Genomic DNA, 21,565 nt, shown 5'->3' on the forward strand with positions numbered 1-21,565 from the left:
AAAGCACAAAAAAAGCGCTCTTATGAGCGCTTTATCAGGACGTATTTACGCTTTTTTGTCAGCCGAAAAGTACTTACGTCGCATTAAATCATGGACCACCAACTCTTGTTCACGACCATACGCTTTAAACATTCGATTATTGTGCATATGTAATAGTGAGCTCAACAATGAATCTTTAGTACAATTGAGCTGTTGATCTGCGATCTGTTGATTCAATACCTGCACCACAGGTGCAGCGCTTTGTTGCCATTGCTCTAATATACTCAACATAGCCGTTTGTACCTCATCACAATGCTGTACTTGATCAGGCACCAATTTAACAAAGTCATCATCCAGCTTTTCTTGGTAATCACGATAACGATTACCAAGCTGTTTACGCAGCACACTGGTCTCATTAAACTCGCGTCCAAATCCTTCTCTAAGTTGACTCACCAGCGCAAAGCGTGCTTCATCAGTATATTCAAAGAGATTAAGTAGTCTATGTGTACACGCCAGTGCAACACGCCAACGCACGTCTTCACCGTATTCGTCTATCAATCCACATGTTTGCGCAATTAATCGACTGTCGAACATAAATAGCGACTCGACCAAACTCATCGATTCAGGTCCGCCATAGCGCTCGACTTCACGCTCATAGGTCATTAACTCAACTTTGTGCAGCTCACCAGACTCAATCTTCGGATCTAACAATGCATTCAAACGTGGCAGCAGTTGACCACATAATAGTTGCGGATCACCGTGGAAGCGCAAGCGAATATGCCAATCTGGATCGCCATAGCGAATAAAGAACCATTTATCGTACAGCTCACTCGTTTGCTCAACCAATGGCAACAACTCTTCTGTTAGTAATTGTTCAACCAGTGAATTACCTGAGTAAATTTTTAAGCTTAACCATTCAGATCCGGCACTAAAGCGTCGCTTAATCGGCGCAGCTGTGATGTTGGCGTACGGATCGTCAGAGAAGTGGCTATGGACAGATGCATGCTCATTAAAAAATGGCACAATCACTTCATTGCTGTAATGACGCCCTTCACTGTCTACCACCCGAGAGCGGTAATGACTGCTCAATACCTCTTTTAACTCAACACTCGTTTGCCCTTTCGTCTCACTCAGCAAAATAGCAAACATATCCGGGTTACGAATATCAAGTTGCAGTACGTTATCAGCCATCGCAAAGCTCACTTGTGCATCCAACTGGTATTTCTGCATTAATGCATCCAATTGCTCACGATTGAACTGCCCTTTTTTATTGATTGCTTCCAGTTCACTGCGTTCGATACGCCACGTTTTTTCGCTTAAAATTAGATTATCTAACATCACCCGCGGCACAAATGCAGCGCGTTCAGTACTGGCGGGCATGTTGAAATGCGGCGCTCTACCTTCTTGGTGTTGTAACATACATAAAAATTTATATGCACTGAGACTGCGCGCTGAGTAGTTGTGTGCACTCGACAAACGAGGCACTACCTGCTTGTTCAAACGCTTGCTCCACAACTTTACTTTCTGGCCTTCGACCCAGACATGTAAGTCACTGAGCGGGATTTGATACTCATCCTCCAGCGCACTATCAGCCATAAATACGATCTCGTACTGCCTTAAATGCGGACGCGCAATGACATTACCCGGACGCCCTTCAGGCATATGTACAACTTCAGCAAAGATGACATCTTCGTTGTGCGCTTGCTCTTGTTTTAGATGCTGAATCACAGATGTTTTTAGCTCTGTGTCGAGGTGACAAAAACGGCCTAATAAATTCGCTGCTGAGGGGCCATAACACCCATTGAACTTATACACTGGATTGCCTCGGTCATCCTGATATAAGCTCAGCATCGTCGCGAAAGAGTAAGGAAATTTATTGACGGCATCTTTGTTATTGATTTTTCCTTTGAGCTCTTTACTCTTTAAGACAACACAGGCTTTATCACGGTTTTCAGGCAAACTTAAAGCCCGCTCAACCAAACTATCAATCATGCTGACTTCTGGCACGGTGCCTTGGTTAGTGCCATTTCGAGCCAGATTTAAGCCCGCAACTAAAGGCGCTTCATACCCAGTTTCCGTCGAGATACCGATACCGGACTCATCATCCAAGATGACATCTAATGGCACAAACTGACCTTCAAAGCGACTGTTAAATTGAGTCATAAATTGGCTTAAACCCGAGCCTGGGTTCGAAATGGTCAGCCCTGCAATAACCTCAAGTTGCTTCTGCACACGCTTGATTTCCATTTCAGAAATTTGGCACTGCTCAAACGCGCGATAGATATCACTTTGGAACAGTTTGTTTTCTTGCGCTTTTACAGGCAGGCTTTCAAGATGAGACAATAGCTGTTTGTAAGGGGTGATTTCACCACTGCGTGCAGTATCAAGTTGCTCTATCTGTGCCAACGCAGTTGCTAACTTATCAGCCGCATCAAGTTCTTTGATCCCTTCAATAGATTTGAGCAACGCTAAATCTGGAGAGTCACCAGTCAACGGTAAGGGGATATCTGCTAACAAGACCCCCTCGTCAATAAGGTCTTGAATATAACTCTCAACTTCTACTTGATCTGCTTCCTCATAATGCGCGCAAAATCTCGCTACTAACTCATTAAAACTTAAGCCTGGTTTGGCAAGCGCCAACGCAAACTTAAAGTACTCATCACTTTCAACTGCACTCAATCGATACTGCATGGTATCGTCTGATAAGTAAGTCTCAATATAGCGACATTGCTCAGCAACAAAATAATGCGATGAGTTAGGTTTATAAGTCAGATGCTCAGATCGTGAGGCATGTTTAACAAAGTGCTCTTTTAGCGCCGATAAATAAAACATATCTAGGCGGGTTTTGCGTGTGTCTTGAACATGCTCTGCCGGCGTTAATATGGTTTGTGCATCAATTTGGCCTTGGTGAATACCAGAAAACAAACCAAATGGCGTCGGACGCGAGCACATTCGCACCATATATTTAATCAATGCATGTGCAACCTTTTTCCCCTGCTTAGATTCAGGTTTAGTCCGCCATTGTTCAATGCGCTCTAATAGTGAAGGACTGGCAAGGTAAATTGCTTCTTCAACTCCCGGCGTTGCCAGCCACGCACTGAGCAACGTATTCGTGTTTTGATTATCATCACCAAAAGCGACCAATTGCTCAAGCGCCAAGCGTGGTGTACGAATGACAAAAAAATTATCACTTTTTATTTGTTTATTCGACATTCCTAGTACTCCTAAACCATCAACAAACAGTCAGTCCAGCTAACATCATCATCCAGTAAACTGATCAGTCCACACCCGATCCCTGCATAACCCATCAAGAAACCAAAATCTACTTCGTGTGATTTACTCACGCCGTTATATGAGTGCAGTGCAGACAAACCGCGTTCTCGGTAGGCCGTTAAACTATAATCAACCCAGTATTGTGTGGCTTCGGCCAACTTAGGATCAGGCATAATTTTATTCACGATTTGGAATATCAAAGCTAACCCCACGAAACCGTGGCATAAACCAGCATCATTGATATAAGCACTTTTATCGTCACGCTTGGCAGCATGTACTGCTATCTCACGCGCGCGCTCTATATAACTAGGGCGATCCAACCCATAGCCTGCCCGAGCTAAAATAAGTGCGATAGTAAGGTCGCCATAACACCAACCTAATCGAGATTTCGGATCACTCTCTCCGGCACAAGAGCCATAGCAAGAATAGGCGTGATCATGCCCAGTTTGATGCTCAAGCAACCAATCACATGCCCCAGAAATCAGCTTAGCTGCGCGCGCTTTTAAAGAAGGGATATTGAGTGCGGGTAATAATGCGGCGATCATGCCCGGTACACCATGTGCGAGGCCAAGGTTGTATTCAGGTTTCTCCCTGTCATCCGTATCAAAGCGATAGATCGACTCTTTTGGTTGAGACCAAGCGATATGACCATTATCAAAATACGTCGCAGTGCTTTCTAACCCACTGACAATAATAGAATAGAGCTTAGATTGATCCGAAAACTGACTGCGCCTTGCCGCGTAGGGCGCATACCCAGATAACCCCAGCACCATTTCGATTTCACCCGGCCATGGGTGATAATCTAACGCTTGTATAAATAACTCATCGACATCTTCAAGCAGCTCAGCGTCATACTCTTCTTTGTCTGCTTGATTGAAAAACTCCAGAACCCAAGCTTGGCCAGCTAAGCCTGAACTTAATTCAAAACTTTGTTCTACCAACTGTTCTTGCAGCACTTCCAGCTTCTCTGAAAAAAGCGCTTCATCAATTGTATTGGCATCCATATGATGGGCTTTAAATAAAAATAAGAGCTGTCCTGCAAGCCCGCTCAGTAACCCATTTTTTATTTCATTATTTGTTTGCAAATGGCTGCTTACTTCTTGTGCAAGCACGGAGATGATGCCACTAATCTCTTGGCGTTGATTATCTGTGATCAATAGTTGCTCTGACATTGTCTTCCTTAATAAATAAAGCTTTATTTTTTTTGTTGTAGCAATAAAAGCTAACTCAATTCATGTGTTAGCTCAATAGGACGAGTCCCCACTAACAACCAAATTACCGCTTATATTGTATCTGTATGTGTTTCCAAAATTTCATCGCAATCACCAACTCACAAATAGCGTGCAGCGGTGATTGCATATTTCTTCTGCTACTCACTCTCTTGAGCAAACTCTTCGGCGTGTACCTTTTGTAAGCGAATTTCTCTGTCAGCTGAAGCAATCGTTTCCTTGCGATGTGCAATGATCACTCGCGTCATATCTAAACGACTAACCGCTTCGTTAATATCAGACTCTAAAGAAGTATCAAGGTGACTCGTTGCTTCATCCATAAACAGGATTTTAGGCTGTTTATAAAGCGCTCGAGCAAGAATAATACGCTGTTTTTGGCCGCCAGATAACGATGACCCCATATCACCAATCAAACTGTCATAGCCCATTGGCATTTGGCTAATATCGTCGTGAATGGCAGCGAGTTGTGCACAATATACAACTCGTTCCATATCTATTGGAGTATCAAAAAAGGCGATGTTGTCTGCAACCGATCCCGATAGTAGTTCGTCATCTTGCATCACCGCAGCAATTTGTTGACGATATTGGCGAGCACCGATCTGCTCAATCGGCACATCATCAATCAACACCTCACCACTTTTGGCTTGGTTTAACCCCAACATGATTTTAAGTAATGTTGATTTACCACAACCGGATGGTCCTGTGATCGCAACTGATTCACCCGGCGCAATGGCCAAATTCAAATTATGCAAGACATCAGGAGTCGCATCAGAGTAGGAGAAACAGATATTTTTCAGTTCAACTTTACCCTCAACGGAATGATTTTTTAGTTGCTCAGGTTGCAATGTTTCTTTTTCGGTTAGTGCGATATCTGCGATACGGTCGAAATGCAAACCAACCATTTTGAACTCAATTAACTTTTCAATTAAGTTAGCGGTCTTATCCATAAACTGACGCTTGTATGACATAAAGGCAAAAAGCATTCCGGTACTAAACCCGCCCTCCAACACTAAATGCGCTGCTAAATAAACAACGAGTATATTCTCAATACCAAACAAAGCACGGTTGATCGCATCATAGCCTATTTGGAAATTACCAAGACGAATGCTCTGGTTTATGGCATTGGCATATCTATTTTGCCACTGCCCTTCACGTTTAACTTCTGAGCCAAACAATTTAATCGTCTGAATACCGCGTACAGTCTCCATAAAATTGGAATTTTCTTCTGCACGCGCCATGATCTCTTGCTCACTGATGTTTCTAAACGGTTTGTACATCGCGATACGAACCAAAGCATATGCGATAACCGCTGTAAGCACGACCACAGATAGAGTCGGGCTGTAAAAGAAGATCATCGCCAAAGTAATAATAGCCATCAACCCATCGATAATGGCCTCGATAACCCCAGTGGTTAAAATCTGTTTGACCTGTTGCAATGAGCCAAATCGGGATACAACATCTCCCATATGACGCTTTTCAAAATAAGAAATTGGCAGACGAACTAAATGATGAAATAAGTTTGCCCCCAACTGAATATTCATTTGGTTGCCAAAGTGTAATAACGTGAACCCACGCAGTGCATTAGTCGCAATTTCAAATACTAAGACGAGGAAAAACCCCGTAGCTAGCACCGTTAATAGATTGGTATCGCCTGTCAACACCACATCATCTATGACCAACTGAATATAATAAGGCGCCGCGAGAGTGAACACCTGTAAAATTATCGATAAAATAAATATCAATAGTAAAGAGCGTTTCAGACCCGTGATCCGACTCCAAAAATCAGCGAACCTTAAAGTGGGCTTTTTCTCTTTCTTTTCAAAGCTTTTTGTTGGTATGAGTTCAAGGGCTACACCAGTAAAATGCTTAGATGCTTCCTCTAGTGTAAATGTCTTTTCGCCGTATGCAGGGTCATGGATCACAATACGCTTTTCATTGGCTTTTTTGAGTACCACAAAGTGATTCATATCCCAATGCAGGATACACGGTGTCTGCAGCGCATCGAGATCTTCTAATTCAATTCTAAGCGGTCTAGAGCTTAGCTCTAACTGCTCAGCGAAGTGCATAATATCAAGCAGTGTCGCGCCTTCAATAGATATGCTGAATTTTTGTCTAAGTGTTGTCAGATCACTATGGTAGCCGTGGTATGCAGCGACCATCGCCAAACTGGCCAAGCCACATTCAGCGGCCTCTGATTGCAAAATAACCGGTAGTGAATTCCTTGACCAAAACTGTAATTTTTGTACCGGTGAGTTATCTTCCTGGTGCATATAAAGCCTTTTTTATTATCGTTATTGCAGCTATAGCTGTCCTTTAATACTAAATACTGGATCAAACAACCAACGCAGTAATGATCGCTCCTCGATAATGATATCTGCATCTAACATCATGCCGGCACGCAGCGGCGTCGATTTACCATACGCCTGAATGTGCTGTTTAGACAAAGACACAATGACGCGATAAGCTGGCTCAGTGATCATGCCGGGAATAATGGTCTCTTCTGGTAGGATCAAAGAACTGCTGATCTGCTTTATTTCACCACCATAAATACCAAACTTTTCATATGGAAAAGCGTGATAGCGCAATTTGGTTTCTTGCCCAGATTCAATAAAACCAAATGCCGATGTTGGAACGTATATAACAGCCTGCATTTGACTGTTTTCTGGGATCACACTTAATAATCGCTCTCCAGTCACCACATTTTTACCGACTTTGGCCAGTAACCCTGTCACCACACCGGCCTTTGGCGCTCTTAGTTCACCTAGCCGCTGCTGCTCTACCGAAGACAATTGAATTTCCATATCGGCGCGTTGCGAATTCAGCTGATTGATTCGTTCAGCGTGCTGTAAAGGCAGTTTTTCTAGCTGAGTATCATATTGGGCAATTTGCGATTGCAAACTGAGTTTTTCAGAGCGCATGGATGAAGACTGCTGTTGCAGAGACAGTAATGTGTCTTTTTGCCGTTGCAGCTCTAATTCTGAAATATATCCAGTGCCTTTCAAAGTGCTGATCTGAGTGACCATTTGCTCATTCAGCGTTAATCGCTTTGTGAACGTTTCCGATTGATTATTCAATTCAATTAATCGTTTTTGTACAGCTGCTTTTTGTTGTTGTAACTCAGTTAGATCTAGTTGATTTTGCTGCTCTTGCTGTGCAATTAAACGCTCAAGGTTTTGTAATTGAAATGAATATTGATTGAGTAATGCCTGATTTAATTCAAGAGCTTGTGTGCTGTGTTTAGCTGACGCAATACGTAAAATCGGCTGGTTTGCTTCAACAAGCTGCCCTTCTTCAACTAAAACTTCTGCAATGACACCTTCTTGTGAAGCAACCATACTTAAAACCCCGGTATTGGGCTCTAAGACACCTGTAACACGTTCTTTTCGCGCATAACTGCCTAAAGTAAGGTAAATGAGGCTGATGATCACTACAAATAAGATCAGAAAGGTAAGTGTTTTAAACACTGGCGGCTGAACTAAACTTACAGCTCCTTCTAATCGGTGTCGCTTATTCTCAAGTACTTCTTTGCGAAAGAGATTTTCCATAATAACTTGTACACCCGAATGAATTGTTTTTATTGTTAAATTTTAATTAACCTCAAAGTTAATGTATCACTTTAGCATCGAGAAAGGAATCAGGTACAAAAAAGGGAAATAAATTTCCCTTTTTTAGATTAATGATTAAGACTTTTTCACTGGTCGCTGCCAACCTGCAATATTACGCTGCTTGCCTCTCGCTACAGCCAGTTGCTCATCTTGAACTGTGCTGGTGATGACCGACCCTGCGGCTATCGTTGCTTGAGCGCCAATTTGCACAGGCGCTACTAACGAAGAGTTAGATCCGATAAATGCACCATCTCCAATAATAGTTTGCGATTTATTAACCCCATCGTAGTTACACGTAATTGTACCAGCACCAATATTCACCTTTTCACCTACCTGTGTATCCCCAAGATAAGTAAAGTGGTTTGCTTTTGAGCCCGAGCCAAGTCGTGACTTTTTCATCTCAACAAAGTTACCAACATGCGCATTTTCCTCCATTACGGCTCCTGGACGAAGTCGTGCAAAAGGACCCAATGTACAATGTGCTTTTACTTCAGCTTCTTCAATAACGGTATTTGATTTAATGACCACACCATCACCAATGGTACAATCTTTTAAAACACAATTAGGGCCAATACGGACATCATTGCCAATGATTACTTTACCTTCAAAAATAACATTTACATCAATTTCAACATCTTGCCCTGTTGTCACTGCACCACGTACGTCAATTCTTGCAGGATCTGCGAGGCTTGCTCCGTTAAGCATTAAATCAATAGCTTGGCGCTCCTGATAAGCACGCTCTAATGCAGCCAGCTGGACGCGATTATTGGCACCTTCTACTTCCATTTCATCTTCAGGCTGAGCAGAAGTAATGTCTACCCCTTCTTGGTGGGCCATGGCGACAATATCCGTTAAGTAATATTCACCTTGTGCATTATTATTAGAAAGCTGACCCAACCACTTTTTCAAAAGCTCACCATTGGCAGCCATGATACCTGTATTGATCTCTTGAATTTTTAGTTGCTCAGCTGATGCATCTTTTTGCTCTACAATACCAACTAATTTTCCATTTTCTCGGACCATACGACCGTAACCAGTCGGATTATCAAGCGTTACCGTCAGTACAGCGAGACCTTTGGCTGGCGTCACAGCCAACAATTTTTCCAATGTGGATTGTTTGGTCAAAGGCACGTCGCCATACAAAATCAAAACAGTATCATCATCACCTATATGTTGCTTTGCAACGGCAACTGCATGACCAGTGCCCAACTGCTCTTCTTGCAAAACCCAGTTCACCTCATTATGAGACAAACATGCTTTTAATTGCTCGCCACCGTGGCCATAGACTAAATTGGTCGACTTAGCTCCTAACGCTTTTGAGTTATCTATCACGTGCTGTACCATAGGTTTTCCAGCGATAGGGTGTAATACTTTGGGTAATTTAGAACGCATACGAGTACCTTTACCCGCAGCAAGAATGACTGTATTTAATGACATCAGTGATGGATCCTTTTTTAAACTTACGATTTCTTCGCCCTATCACTTACTTTAAGGTTGTCACTCCGTGTGCCCAACCAAACTCAATCGCAGTTCGCAATATTGCGCAGAAATAATTGACGATATTTTAACTCGATTTATCCAAATTGATAGTCATAAAGTCATCTGAGCTCTCACAAATCATACTAAATACGATGTAAAGACACTCAGTGGTTTGCGCTCGAATGAGACACAAATATACGATTAGGTAGTTACCTTTCGATACAATATTCTCTGCCACAGTTTTGTATTTTTATCATTGTAAACCTGTAACATCTAACGGCTTTTTTCGAAATATAAACCAGCTATGATGACGCCACCTCAACAAAACAGATTCAATCTGCTGTTTTTGTTAAAAAATATAGCATGCCTTCATAAGCGTACTAAAAGCATAATTTATACGGTCGCTTGGCAAGTCATTGCGCACTTATTAATTTGCTGCCAGCGCTTTGGTAGGCAAAAGACCCGCGTGTCCTAACAGGCTTTGCAAGGAAGCAGAGCCTATTTCACACTCAGTGGCGTTACCTATTGATATCTAAAGGCGCGCAGCGCTTCTTTAGTAATAAAAAAGAACATCCGTGTTTCTTTACTGACTCAAAATAAAATGGAATTTAAATACCCTTTCAGCCACGTAAATCCGTGGTTATTGATTTAATTCATCAACGCAAATAGTGACACGCTTTAAACGCGATTCAGAGGTGTATTGTCCGCCAACGCATACACCTCTGAGCATGTGTAATACCGATATCTATTTTTTCCAACCTAACAGATAAGAATGTATTCAACCCCATACTTGGTAACAAATTACATTCAACACGGCTTAGATTGCGCTAATATGCTCTCAAAAGCAGGTCCATAAAAAACAAAATTAGATCCTTATTACACCTATTCAAAATTTGTTTTCTACAAACAGCCCACAAGCGCTAACTACTAGACTAGATACAGGCTAAGGCTGAAGGTCGGCAATGTGTGACATCACTTTCATGGTGACATGGCAGTGAAAAATACTGGTTACACACATCACTACTTGGCGCGACGCAATATATTTCCGGCACCGTATTCGCGTGACCCTTACCAGGCAAAGCAAAGGCCCCTCCCGCAATCGCTGCGGTCTGCGCATGCCCAATGGCGTTGGCATTTTTAGATAACATCTTTACATTTTTTTTCTTTAGATTTAATTTCATATTATTCTCGCTTTGTTTATTGAACTTAACGTTCATTACTTTGTGTATTTGAGTGAGCACTTCTCAGCGTGTTCACTTACTCATTCACATACCACGCCACACCAAAACATGGAGCCGCCAGCGCTTACTTTAAGGTTGGTACGATACAGTGCTGTGCCATCACACTTGGCTTGATGCACTCTAGACTGTCTATCTGGCAATGCTTATGCGGAGATGTAAAAATCGGCGCTATGTTTTCACTCGTTTGTCCCCCTCCAGCAACGGCCACGGTCTTCACATCATTCATCACTCTCACCGTCGAACTAGAGAGTGTTTTGATGCTTTTTTTCTTAAGCATTAGTTTCATAGCAAACTCTTATTGTTATAAAATTTGAAAATAGAACATCCATGTTCTATCGGCTCTTCACAAAACACGGATATACATAACGTTTAATTAATTATATAACTCCGCCACTCTTACCAATCATTAATTGGCAACAAACAACCCAATTTAAACCACAATGAGAAAAACAATTTAAACAAGTTAAATATATCTATTTAGTTAACAACCTGTATAAACCAAGCAATTAACATGAGCCCATCATGATGTTTAACCTGCTAAAAATCAAACTCAAATAAAAAACAACAATAAGCATACAAAACAACAGCATAGATATAAAAATGAGGCGTAGGTAACTCTCTTTTATGGCTTTGATATGAAAAAAACAGAGAAGATATAAAATAAAAAAAGACAGACTTTAAGCCAGGGCAAGAGCATGAAAAATCACTTGCAATTCAATACCTTTTCTAGGTAGTTCTCGTTTCTTGCTGCTTTTAGCTGTTTTGCGCGCACGCCTTTGTTAAAGGATGTTTCTTTCTTCAGTAAATTCAACGCAATGTGTCTTACCCCAGCAAACACTTCTGCTGCACCGTCGCGGCGTATACGGCAGTCATCTTCATTCATTGCAACATCTAAACACCAATGAAGACTGTTCTCGATACGCCAGTGTGCTCGTGTGGCTTCAGCTAGTCTTTGCGCACTCAAGTTCGCTGAGCTGATGTAATATCGATATGTTAATTCACCTTGCTGTTGGTTATCCGATTTACGGTAAGACACTATCACGCCTACACTTTGTAAATTGGGCCAGCTAGCACTTGCGGGAATTTGAGCCATATCATGGCATACTACAGCCGCTCTGAATTCTTCACGACCTCGTTGGTAATCTACCTCATTTAATAAGCTGTTTGAGGCTATCTGGCGTGATATTTCTGGTTGTAAGCGCTGCTTCACTTGTTCAAATAAGCTGCCCTGATTAGCTTTGAGTGCAAGCAAATAATCCGCTTCTTTGTCTATGATTTGCTGAGCAATCTCCTTTTGGCAACCCATTGCATCAATCGTCATTAAGCAACCTTTTAGCTCTAATAACTGGAGCAACTCTGGGATGGCGGTGATTTCATTTGATTTCGAGTCGGTCTTACATTGACCTAACGTCACGCCATTTTCACAGGCAAACGCACTGACAATGTGGATAGCATCTTTTCTATCTGGTTGTTTAAAAGAACCTTTTAGCCTTTTTCGATCAATGGCAACCACACTGCCGTCTGTTAGCTCACTACAGCTTTGCATCCATTGAGAGAAACTGGCTTGAAACTGAGTCATATCGATACGGCTTATAACCCGTGCAATCGTGTCGTGGCGAGGCACACCGTTCGATAGTGCGATAAATTTACGTAACCAAGATAGCTTGTCATGGGCAAAATCTTCAATTTCTTCCCAACCTTGGCAACCTGCGATTACGGCACTGATTGTTAGAAACAGAATATCGAAAAGTGGATGTTGCACTTTGCCTTGCTGGCGTGGATCATCAATGGAAGAAAAGTATTAGAACAACGTATTGGCTGACATAATTGAGCTGCTTAATCTGAAAAGCAGTATAAGATCATAAATTTATGTCAAGGTAAAGTTCATGATCTTGCCCAGTCTTATAACTGAGAGCCTTAAGACACTAAAAATGTTATGATTGGTATAATATTTAGACGGATTTAAAAGGTTAATTCCCGAATTCAACTTCGAAGTGCGCATACTGTAACATCAAGCGGCCATGGCTAATTTTTAAAAATAACTACCGGCTGCTTGAACCTTAAACATTTTCTTGGGCAAGTATTTAGCCTTGATTGAGCAAACTGAATACACTCACCTGTTACCTGTCTTAAATCTGACCCTTTTTTCAAATATTGCTTCAGAAGAGCATTCGTGTTTTCTTTTGTACCTCGTTCCCAAGAGCTATATAGGTGGGCAAAATATATGCCACCATAAATACTGCACCAATCTGCCCACGGCCCGCGAATTCTCTACTGTTGCCTGCCGAGATTGTGTGTTCACAGTCTTTAAATGGCATAAGCATTTCTATTGCCGCCTTGGTTACTGCACCAACTTCTTTTGACGACACTTTCTTAGCTAAATAGAACCAACTTCTGCGCTCTAAAATAGTCACGATAGCGCCTTTACCATGCTTACCTAATACAGTGTCGATTTGCCAATCACCAAATCGTTCTCAGCTATCCACAATTAATGGGCGTTTATCAATAGATGCCGCACTTTTATCGTTGGCGATTTATCTTTCAGACCTTTTCGATACCGCAAATGCCCTTATCTCACTTGACGATAAAGCGTATCACCTTGTCGTTTATCTAGAGCAGTATAACGATAAATCCACTCATAGCTATTGCACCTACTCTTATAAGCACACAGGAAGTTTGTTCAGGACTTCAGTCGAAACTAAGCAGCAAACGTACAAATTCAATGTGCTCAGCCGGAAGACAATATTTGCGAGCTGCTTTTAGCCTACTAACAGAATGAATGTGAGCATTCTGAGGAAAATAACCCCATGGGTTTGATTTTTTAACTCACGATACACCGTTGCACGATGGCATTTTACTTTTTAGGCAATTTCAGAGATTGAAATTCCCAACTCCAAAAGAGTAGAAATCTGGTATCTTCTTTCTTCGGTCAGCTGCTGATAACTCATAGTAGTATTGCTTGTTTCTTTGGCAAGAAGAACGTACCTCTTTTCTTTACAAACTTCCTCTTCTACACTTTTCTATGAGTGTCGCATTTATTGTCTGAAATCAGGACCCCTCTTTCATATCGACCAACATAAAAGCCTATTGAAGCACTTAAAACAATAATACAAATTATAGATATAGTCTGAAAAATACTATTATTTAACTTATAATCTATACCTACATATGTAATCACACCAAATGATAACAACAAGAATAATATGCGATATAAAACCTTCATAAAATCACCATAAAATAAAAACAAAAATGCCCTATAAAGGGCACTTTCTAATATAATAAAAATTAACGATACGCATGATCGCTATATTGATTAACCATTGCACCAATAAGAATCACATCAAAACTTGCAACAGCAGCAACAAACCAAACAACACCGCCATCCACTTCTTGAACTTGATTATAGCTTAATTCTTTCATCATTATTTCTCACATTTAAAATTAAATATTAATTGTCATTACTTCCGCCAAAGAAGATGACTAGTTATCGAGGGAGTTCATCTCGCCTCTGCAATCTATAAAACCAAGAACATGACTAAAAATCAAATTAAAATAAAAAAATAAAAGCATTTAAATCAACAACTTAATAAGAGTTATAGCAAAATAACATGTTCATAATATTATGGAAATCAATAAAACTAAAAAATAGCTTTTATTTCTATAAAACCGGTAAAAACACTAACTTTATAAACCAAATGGCCTTGTTTCCTAAATAATTGAACTTCTAACCTTTTGCGTGATCAGATCAAAAAACATAACGCAACTTAAGCCAACATGACAAAAAAAATTAAAAACTGGTCTGCCTATAACCGAGCGTTGATACAGCGTGGCAATATTGCTATTTGGCTCAGCGACGACGCTATTCAACAATGGCAAACCGCAGAAAAACATGGTGGGCGTGGTCGTTCAAATAAATATACTGACTGACTTTGCAATTGAAACCTGCCTGACACTTCGGTCTGTTTTTAATTTGCCACTTCGAGCACTTGAGGGGTTCGTTAACTCACTCCTCAATTTAATGGATGCACCTATTCATTCCCCAGGTTACAGCTGTTTGTGCAAGCGAGGAAAGACATTAGATGTTCAATACCGAACCAAGCTAACCACGCAGGGGGTTATTGATATTGTTGTCGATAGCACTGGCTTAAAGTTTATGGTCATGGCGAATGGCATACTCGAAAACACCGAGCCAGCAAGCGTCGAACTTGGCGTAAGTCGCATTTAGCGATAGATGCAGCCAGTCATGACATTGTCAGTGCAGAGCTATCAATGGTGAATGTATCGGATGGTGAAGTGTTAGGTGATTTACTGCGGTCTTTACGGCGAAATGTTGACCGAGTTACAGGCGATGGAGCTTATGATACGCGTGATTGCTATGATGAAATTGCGGCTAAAGGTGCCGTGGCACGGATCCCGCCAAGGGAAAATGCCCAATATTGGGAGAAAGGTCATCCGAGAAACAGCGCCATAATATTAATGCATCAATTTGGTTTAAAACACTGGAAGGAAAAGTCTGGTTATCATGAGCGTTCGCTGGCTGAAACGGGCGTTTATCGTTTTAAACAGCTTACGGGTGACAAATTAACAAGCCGCACCTTCAACAGCCAACACACAGAAGTAATGATTAAAGCCAAGGTGATCAACACGATGAACAGGCTAGGTATGCCTGAATATAGGTAAAATGACAAGGCCGTCAGTAAAGGCCTATTTGATCAACAAGGCCAAACCAAATAATAATGTGTTTTACCAGGGCAAGAGCATGAAAAATCACTTGCAATTCAATACCTTTTCTAGGTAGTTCTCGTTTCTTGCTGCTTTTAGCTGTTTTGCGCGCACGCCTTTGTTAAAGGATGTTTCTTTCTTCAGTAAATTCAACGCAATGTGTCTTACCCCAGCAAACACTTCTGCTGCACCGTCGCGGCGTATACGGCAGTCATCTTCATTCATTGCAACATCTAAACACCAATGAAGACTGTTCTCGATACGCCAGTGTGCTCGTGTGGCTTCAGCTAGTCTTTGCGCACTCAAGTTCGCTGAGCTGATGTAATATCGATATGTTAATTCACCTTGCTGTTGGTTATCCGATTTACGGTAAGACACTATCACGCCTACACTTTGTAAATTGGGCCAGCTAGCACTTGCGGGAATTTGAGCCATATCATGGCATACTACAGCCGCTCTGAATTCTTCACGACCTCGTTGGTAATCTACCTCATTTAATAAGCTGTTTGAGGCTATCTGGCGTGATATTTCTGGTTGTAAGCGCTGCTTCACTTGTTCAAATAAGCTGCCCTGATTAGCTTTGAGTGCAAGCAAATAATCCGCTTCTTTGTCTATGATTTGCTGAGCAATCTCCTTTTGGCAACCCATTGCATCAATCGTCATTAAGCAACCTTTTAGCTCTAATAACTGGAGCAACTCTGGGATGGCGGTGATTTCATTTGATTTCGAGTCGGTCTTACATTGACCTAACGTCACGCCATTTTCACAGGCAAACGCACTGACAATGTGGATAGCATCTTTTCTATCTGGTTGTTTAAAAGAACCTTTTAGCCTTTTTCGATCAATGGCAACCACACTGCCGTCTGTTAGCTCACTACAGCTTTGCATCCATTGAGAGAAACTGGCTTGAAACTGAGTCATATCGATACGGCTTATAACCCGTGCAATCGTGTCGTGGCGAGGCACACCGTTCGATAGTGCGATAAATTTACGTAACCAAGATAGCTTGTCATGGGCAAAATCTTCAATTTCTTCCCAACCTTGGCAACCTGCGATTACGGCACTGATTGTTAGAAACAGAATATCGAAAAGTGGATGTTGCACTTTGCCTTGCTGGCGTGGATCATCAATGGAAGAAAAGTATTAGAACAACGTATTGGCTGACATAATTGAGCTGCTTAATCTGAAAAGCAGTATAAGATCATAAATTTATGTCAAGGTAAAGTTCATGATCTTGCCCTGACCCAACCACAAAAAAAAGAGTATGAACTTACTTTAAAATACAGTAATAATGCACTCTCTCCGCCAAGAGTAAGTCACACTATAAAAGCCCGTTAAGCTGTATACGAAGATAAATTTGAAGATTACCTTCTCGCACCCTTATTACAATTTTATTTAAACTTCACCACCGAAGAATATAACAATTTAAACCTTGAAGTATTCTCTCTCCGCCAAGAGGAAGCAAAACCTCAAACCAAATAAACAACACTTAATAATAATAATTAAAATAACAAATAAAACCTTGAAACCCAATCTACCAAACAAAAAAACATTATCAACACAAAAAAACAAAAAAAATAAAATAAAAAACAAAATAAAGTAAAAAATAACATCAACCACTAACGCCGAATTTTTATTTATCACATTAACAACCCACATTAATAACCCACATTAATAACCCAAATTAATATCCCACATTAATAACCCAAATTAATATCCCACGTTAATAACCCACATTAATATCCCACGTTAATATCACACGTTAATATCCCACGTTAATATCGTATGTAATTTCCTTTACCCTATTATGTGCTTAGCGCCTTAGGCAAAGCGCTAAGCACAAATTCATGGTGTAGTTTTAAGTTAATACAAAGTCACCACTCGCGCTGGTGTCTGAATACTCACTATCCTTAATGGTCTTATCAAACGCCGGCTTCTTCGATAACCGATCTTCGATATTTGGAACTTCCTCTTCCACCACTTTTCCATACCTCAGCGCAAGTACCCGATCAGCACTTGCAATAGTCTCAGGTCGATGAGCAATAATTATTCTTGTAATATCAAGATCTTTGACTGCATTGTTTACTGAGGCTTCTAACCTTGTATCTAAGTTACTGGTCGCTTCGTCCATAAATAAAATTTTAGGTTTACGGTATAAGGCTCGCGCAAGGAGTAATCTCTGAATTTGACCACCAGAAAGCGCAGCGCCCATATCCCCCACCAATGTGTTGTATCCCATATTCATAGAGACAATGTCCGTATCAATTGCAGCAACCTGTGCGGCCCATTCAACCTTTTTCATATCAAGATCTGGATCAAAGAAGGAAATATTGTCAGCAATCGAGCCCGAGAGCAGTTGATCATCTTGCATCACTGCAGCAATTTGGCTGCGATATTGAGACAATCCAAGTTGGCGAATATCCACTCCATCCACTTCTACTTTGCCAGCTTCAGGTTCAAATAAGCCTAACATCACCTTGGCTAACGTGGTTTTTCCGCTGCCAGATGCACCTACAATTGCGACTGACTCACCAGCTTGAATAGAGAGATCGAGCGCACTAAATACGGGTGCTTCTTTTTTGCTATAGCGAAACTTTAAGTCTTTCACTTCGATCCGCCCGCTTAGCTCTTTTGCCGTCGTTTTACTTTGAATATCACTTTCTTTATTCGTCAAGGAGATGTCAGCAAGTCGATTGAAATGTAAGCTCAGCATTTTAAATTCAATCACCTTTTCTATTAGGCTGGCCATCTTTTCTACGAACTGGCGCTTATATGCCATAAACGCGAAAAGCATTCCGACTGACAGGTTACCTTCCATCACCAACAGTGCTGCAAAGTAAATTACCAACACATTTTCTAAACCAAAAATGACTCTATTAATGGCTTCGTAGCCGATATTAAGGTGACCTACTTTGATCCCTGCATTGAGGTTATCCGCGTATTTGTTGTGCCAAGTACTTTGCCTTTGTACTTCCCGCCCAAACAATTTAATGGTCTGAATACCGCGAACAGTTTCCATGAAATTGGATTGCTCTTTTGCTTGCGTGACAATGACCTCTTCCGACATTCTGCGCAAAGGCTTGTACATCGCTATACGAACTATGGCGTATATCGCTGCTGCCGTAATAACGATAAAACTAAGCTGCGGGCTATAAATAAAAATCATAACCAAAGTAGCAATGGCCATAATGCCGTCAATCAGCGCCTCGATAACGCCTTTGGTTAGCAACTCCTTGACCTGCTGAAGTGAACCAAATCGAGATACAACGTCCCCAATATGCCGTTTTTCAAAATACTGCAATGGCAGTCTAATTAAATGATGAAATAAATTGGCACCAAGCTGCACACTCATGAGGTTACCAAAATGCAGCAACAATATACTTCTTACAGCACCGGTTACCATTTCAATGAGCATAAGTAAGCCAAAGCCGACCGCCAGGATAGTGAGTAGATTATGGTCGTAACTCAAGATGACTTCATCGACAACCAGCTGCATATAATATGGACTAGTGATAGCAAACGCTTGCAGCAATAAAGAGAGTAAGAATACTTTACCCAAAGTGGACTTGAGGCCTGTTACTTTACGCCAAAAATCAGATAGCTTTAAATTAACTCGGGTATCTTCCGATTTAAACTCTTCTGTTGGCGACAGCTCCAAAGCCACACCAGTAAAGTGTTTAGATAGCTCACCTTTGGTGTATTTACGTTCTCCAAGCGCAGGATCATGAATAACCACACTGTCTCTATTGACCGCTTTCAACACAACAAAATGGTTCATATCCCAATGCAATATGCAAGGAGTCTTCAGTTTAGGTAGATGTTCAAGCTCAAGTCGCAAAGCCCGAGTACTCAAATTGAGCTTGTCTGCAATTTGCATGAGCTCTTCCAGCTTCGCGCCTTTTAAAGAGATATCGTGACTTTGACGAAGTGTGGTTAGGTCTGTTTTATAGCCATGATATGCAGCCACCATCGCCAAACTCGCTAACCCACACTCTGCAGCTTCTGTTTGCAAAATAACGGGCAGCCTTTTTTTGCCACTAAATCTCAGCAAATGCATCGGGTTTTCCATTACATTGCTCCTTTGATGCTATAAATTGGTTCAAATAACCACTCAAACAAAGAGCGACTATCCACCATGATGTCTGCTTCTAGCAACATGCCAGCTTGAAGCGGTACCTCGGCACCATAAGCGTTGGCATTTTGCGACTCTAAATTTACAATGACCTGATAAATAGGCTCTTTTATCGAGATGGGTAAAATCGTTTCATTCGGTAATACTATCGTTTTTGATACGCTTTCAATTTGTCCCGAATATAAGCCAAACCTTTGATAAGGGAATGCTTGATAACGAATTCGAGTTTGTTGTTTTGGTTCAATAAAACCATAAGCACGTGTGGGGACAAATAACACAGCTTCCAATGTGGCGTTTTCTGGCAATATACTCATCAATGGCATATTTACTTGTGCCATCATCCCTTCTTTAATCAGTAAACCACTCACCTTGCCATCGCGCAGACTCCGAACATCATAACTACGCTGAGAAGATGCTTGAGAGATTTTTTGATTAATCCCAGCCAGTTGCGACCTTAACTTCACTTGAGTTTCACGTAATGAAATAGGCATTTGCTGACGCTGGAATTTAAGCTGACTAAGTTGGTCTTGCTGGCTTAATAAACGACTGTGGATATCTTCAGCCTGCTGCTGAACGGCTAATAATGATTCCGTTACCTGCTGCAAATCAACTTTAGTTGCGACCCCCTTATTTACAAGTGCTTCAGTGCTCGATAAGCGACTTTGATTTAAGGCGATACGTTCTTCAAGCAATACTTGTTGATTTTTAGCTTGTCGAACTTGGCCTGCCGTACTGGTGATCTGAGCGTCTAGTTTTTCGATATTGACTTCAGCCAACATTTTTTGGTTTGCAAGATTTTCTTCAAGGAGTCGCTTTTGTGCGTTTAACTCATTTAAAATCGTATCGTTGACGTCCACACCAGATGCAAGCAATCGATCCATTCTAATACGAACGAGTAAGTCGCCTTTTTTTATGATTTCTCCTTCATCAACAAATACCTGATCTACGATCCCTCCACTCACTGGATATACCTTGCTGACACCTGCTGTTGGTCGTAAATAGCCTGTAACAACCTCTTTTCGATGGTACTCACCAACAAAAAGGTAAATAAGGCCAATTACGACAATGCTCATGATCAACACCAAAATCCAATTGAATGAAAAATGGGTAGCAATTGTCACATCACCATCCAACTTTTGTCCTTGATGTGCAATCGCTTCTGTTCGAAATAGGCCAGCCATATTTACGCAGCCTGCTCTTTAGGTAGGACGACGCTACAGTGGATTTTCCACTCATCCGCTTCTTTTACAAGCGTATGTAGGTTCCTATTTTCCTTCACAATTTGCTGGCCATCCATATCGGCATTTAATGTAATTTTATCTTGTACAATAAGCAGCTCATCAGTTTTGGCCAGTACGTTCGCATTATCTAATTGGATGTTAATTTGGCACTTTTGTCGCATCATCTCAAACTGCTGTTTTACCGCCCCTTTAAACTGGGACTGAGATGAATAAATCTCTTCGATATCATTTAAATCACCACTACTGATCAGTGAATAATAATTAGTGAAATAATCATTGATAGTCATATAAACCTCTTTTGTATAACTCGTCGTTGTTTTTAAATGTATTTCCTTTCCAACTCATAGTGCGACGAAGAAAAAACGAGATCAAACTTGACCAAAGAACACAATAAGTATAAAAATCAACAATATAAAACAAAAAAAGATGACGAAATAAGGTTTATATAGGCTCTAAATTGCTTTCTATTACTTAAAATAAAGGGGTGTTGAGGTGGGTACGTAAAAATAACGTATATTCTTCATACCGATATAATCAATACGAGTAAAAAGGTTGATAAATAGCCTGTTGTCCGCTTCAAAAAACACAATTATTACTGGGTAAAATGCAATAAAAACGATTCTTGACCGGCCCTGAAAAGCACCTTAAGCACCTTGCTGATCAA

The 21,565-nt window shown here is 41.0% G+C and carries 13 protein-coding genes and 2 pseudogenes; 1 reads left to right on the top strand and 14 read right to left on the bottom strand.

What is annotated here, in order from left to right; all coding sequences use genetic code 11:
• Positions 1 to 45: 45 nt before the first annotated feature.
• The 10 genes and pseudogenes from S4054249_RS20625 to S4054249_RS26680 all read right to left on the bottom strand — a co-directional run bounded on the left by S4054249_RS20625 (position 46) and on the right by S4054249_RS26680 (position 14,229).
• Positions 46 to 3,192 carry a lantibiotic dehydratase gene (locus tag S4054249_RS20625; protein ID WP_046354855.1) on the bottom strand — a complete coding sequence of 1,049 codons (3,147 nt, stop codon included), beginning with the start codon at positions 3,190 to 3,192 and terminating at the stop codon, positions 46 to 48.
• Positions 3,193 to 3,203: 11 nt separating this feature from the next.
• Positions 3,204 to 4,424, bottom strand: a complete 1,221-nt coding sequence (locus S4054249_RS20630; protein ID WP_046354854.1) for a lanthionine synthetase C family protein — start codon at positions 4,422 to 4,424, stop codon at positions 3,204 to 3,206.
• 197 nt (positions 4,425 to 4,621) lie between these two features.
• Positions 4,622 to 6,751 carry a peptidase domain-containing ABC transporter gene (locus tag S4054249_RS20635; protein WP_046354853.1) on the bottom strand — a complete coding sequence of 710 codons (2,130 nt, stop codon included), beginning with the start codon at positions 6,749 to 6,751 and terminating at the stop codon, positions 4,622 to 4,624.
• 30 nt (positions 6,752 to 6,781) lie between these two features.
• Positions 6,782 to 8,026, bottom strand: coding sequence for an HlyD family efflux transporter periplasmic adaptor subunit (locus tag S4054249_RS20640; protein ID WP_046354852.1), 1,245 nt, complete (start codon positions 8,024 to 8,026; stop codon positions 6,782 to 6,784).
• 135 nt (positions 8,027 to 8,161) lie between these two features.
• The gene (gene glmU, locus S4054249_RS20645; RefSeq protein ID WP_046354851.1) at positions 8,162 to 9,523 is read right to left on the bottom strand and encodes a bifunctional UDP-N-acetylglucosamine diphosphorylase/glucosamine-1-phosphate N-acetyltransferase GlmU; all 1,362 of its coding nucleotides are present in this window, start codon (positions 9,521 to 9,523) and stop codon (positions 8,162 to 8,164) included.
• Between the two features lie 974 nt (positions 9,524 to 10,497).
• Complete coding sequence (locus tag S4054249_RS20650) at positions 10,498 to 10,746, bottom strand: hypothetical protein (protein ID WP_046354850.1); 249 nt, start codon at positions 10,744 to 10,746, stop codon at positions 10,498 to 10,500.
• A gap of 124 nt (positions 10,747 to 10,870) precedes the next feature.
• Positions 10,871 to 11,092, bottom strand: coding sequence for a hypothetical protein (locus S4054249_RS20655; protein ID WP_046354849.1), 222 nt, complete (start codon positions 11,090 to 11,092; stop codon positions 10,871 to 10,873).
• A gap of 417 nt (positions 11,093 to 11,509) precedes the next feature.
• Positions 11,510 to 12,595 carry an ISAs1 family transposase gene (locus tag S4054249_RS20660; RefSeq protein WP_046354972.1) on the bottom strand — a complete coding sequence of 362 codons (1,086 nt, stop codon included), beginning with the start codon at positions 12,593 to 12,595 and terminating at the stop codon, positions 11,510 to 11,512.
• Between the two features lie 236 nt (positions 12,596 to 12,831).
• Positions 12,832 to 13,754, bottom strand: a pseudogene (locus tag S4054249_RS20665) (IS30 family transposase).
• Between the two features lie 337 nt (positions 13,755 to 14,091).
• Positions 14,092 to 14,229, bottom strand: coding sequence for a hypothetical protein (locus tag S4054249_RS26680; protein ID WP_155401349.1), 138 nt, complete (start codon positions 14,227 to 14,229; stop codon positions 14,092 to 14,094).
• Positions 14,230 to 14,580: 351 nt separating this feature from the next.
• On the opposite strand from S4054249_RS26680, the pseudogene S4054249_RS20670 reads away from it, so the two are divergent.
• Positions 14,581 to 15,486, top strand: a pseudogene (locus S4054249_RS20670) (IS5 family transposase).
• An 87-nt stretch (positions 15,487 to 15,573) separates the two neighbouring features.
• Here the strand turns inward: S4054249_RS20670 and S4054249_RS20675 are convergent.
• From S4054249_RS20675 to S4054249_RS20695, 4 genes are all read right to left on the bottom strand, one after another.
• Complete coding sequence (locus S4054249_RS20675; RefSeq protein ID WP_046354972.1) at positions 15,574 to 16,659, bottom strand: ISAs1 family transposase; 1,086 nt, start codon at positions 16,657 to 16,659, stop codon at positions 15,574 to 15,576.
• Between the two features lie 727 nt (positions 16,660 to 17,386).
• Positions 17,387 to 19,597: a peptidase domain-containing ABC transporter gene (locus S4054249_RS20685; RefSeq protein WP_046354348.1), complete on the bottom strand. Its 2,211-nt coding sequence runs from the start codon at positions 19,595 to 19,597 to the stop codon at positions 17,387 to 17,389.
• Positions 19,597 to 20,841, bottom strand: coding sequence for an HlyD family secretion protein (locus tag S4054249_RS20690; protein WP_046354347.1), 1,245 nt, complete (start codon positions 20,839 to 20,841; stop codon positions 19,597 to 19,599). Before S4054249_RS20690 ends, S4054249_RS20685 begins: the two co-directional genes overlap by 1 nt.
• 2 nt (positions 20,842 to 20,843) lie before the next feature.
• Positions 20,844 to 21,188, bottom strand: coding sequence for a hypothetical protein (locus S4054249_RS20695; protein ID WP_046354346.1), 345 nt, complete (start codon positions 21,186 to 21,188; stop codon positions 20,844 to 20,846).
• Between the last annotated feature and the right edge of the window lie 377 nt (positions 21,189 to 21,565).

Source organism: Pseudoalteromonas luteoviolacea (genome assembly GCF_001750165.1).
Lineage (GTDB): Bacteria > Pseudomonadota > Gammaproteobacteria > Enterobacterales > Alteromonadaceae > Pseudoalteromonas > Pseudoalteromonas luteoviolacea_G.

Bases quoted from the DNA above. Each gene is read 5' to 3' on its own strand.
- S4054249_RS20650 (WP_046354850.1), bottom strand. From the start codon at position 10,746: ATGAAATTAAATCTAAAGAAAAAAAATGTAAAGATGTTATCTAAAAAT.
- glmU (WP_046354851.1), bottom strand. From the start codon at position 9,523: ATGTCATTAAATACAGTCATTCTTGCTGCGGGTAAAGGTACTCGTATG.
- S4054249_RS20630 (WP_046354854.1), bottom strand. From the start codon at position 4,424: ATGTCAGAGCAACTATTGATCACAGATAATCAACGCCAAGAGATTAGT.
- S4054249_RS20655 (WP_046354849.1), bottom strand. From the start codon at position 11,092: ATGAAACTAATGCTTAAGAAAAAAAGCATCAAAACACTCTCTAGTTCG.
- S4054249_RS20695 (WP_046354346.1), bottom strand. From the start codon at position 21,188: ATGACTATCAATGATTATTTCACTAATTATTATTCACTGATCAGTAGT.
- S4054249_RS20625 (WP_046354855.1), bottom strand. From the start codon at position 3,192: ATGTCGAATAAACAAATAAAAAGTGATAATTTTTTTGTCATTCGTACA.
- S4054249_RS20640 (WP_046354852.1), bottom strand. From the start codon at position 8,026: ATGGAAAATCTCTTTCGCAAAGAAGTACTTGAGAATAAGCGACACCGA.
- S4054249_RS20685 (WP_046354348.1), bottom strand. From the start codon at position 19,597: ATGGAAAACCCGATGCATTTGCTGAGATTTAGTGGCAAAAAAAGGCTG.
- S4054249_RS20635 (WP_046354853.1), bottom strand. From the start codon at position 6,751: ATGCACCAGGAAGATAACTCACCGGTACAAAAATTACAGTTTTGGTCA.
- S4054249_RS26680 (WP_155401349.1), bottom strand. From the start codon at position 14,229: ATGATGAAAGAATTAAGCTATAATCAAGTTCAAGAAGTGGATGGCGGT.
- S4054249_RS20690 (WP_046354347.1), bottom strand. From the start codon at position 20,841: ATGGCTGGCCTATTTCGAACAGAAGCGATTGCACATCAAGGACAAAAG.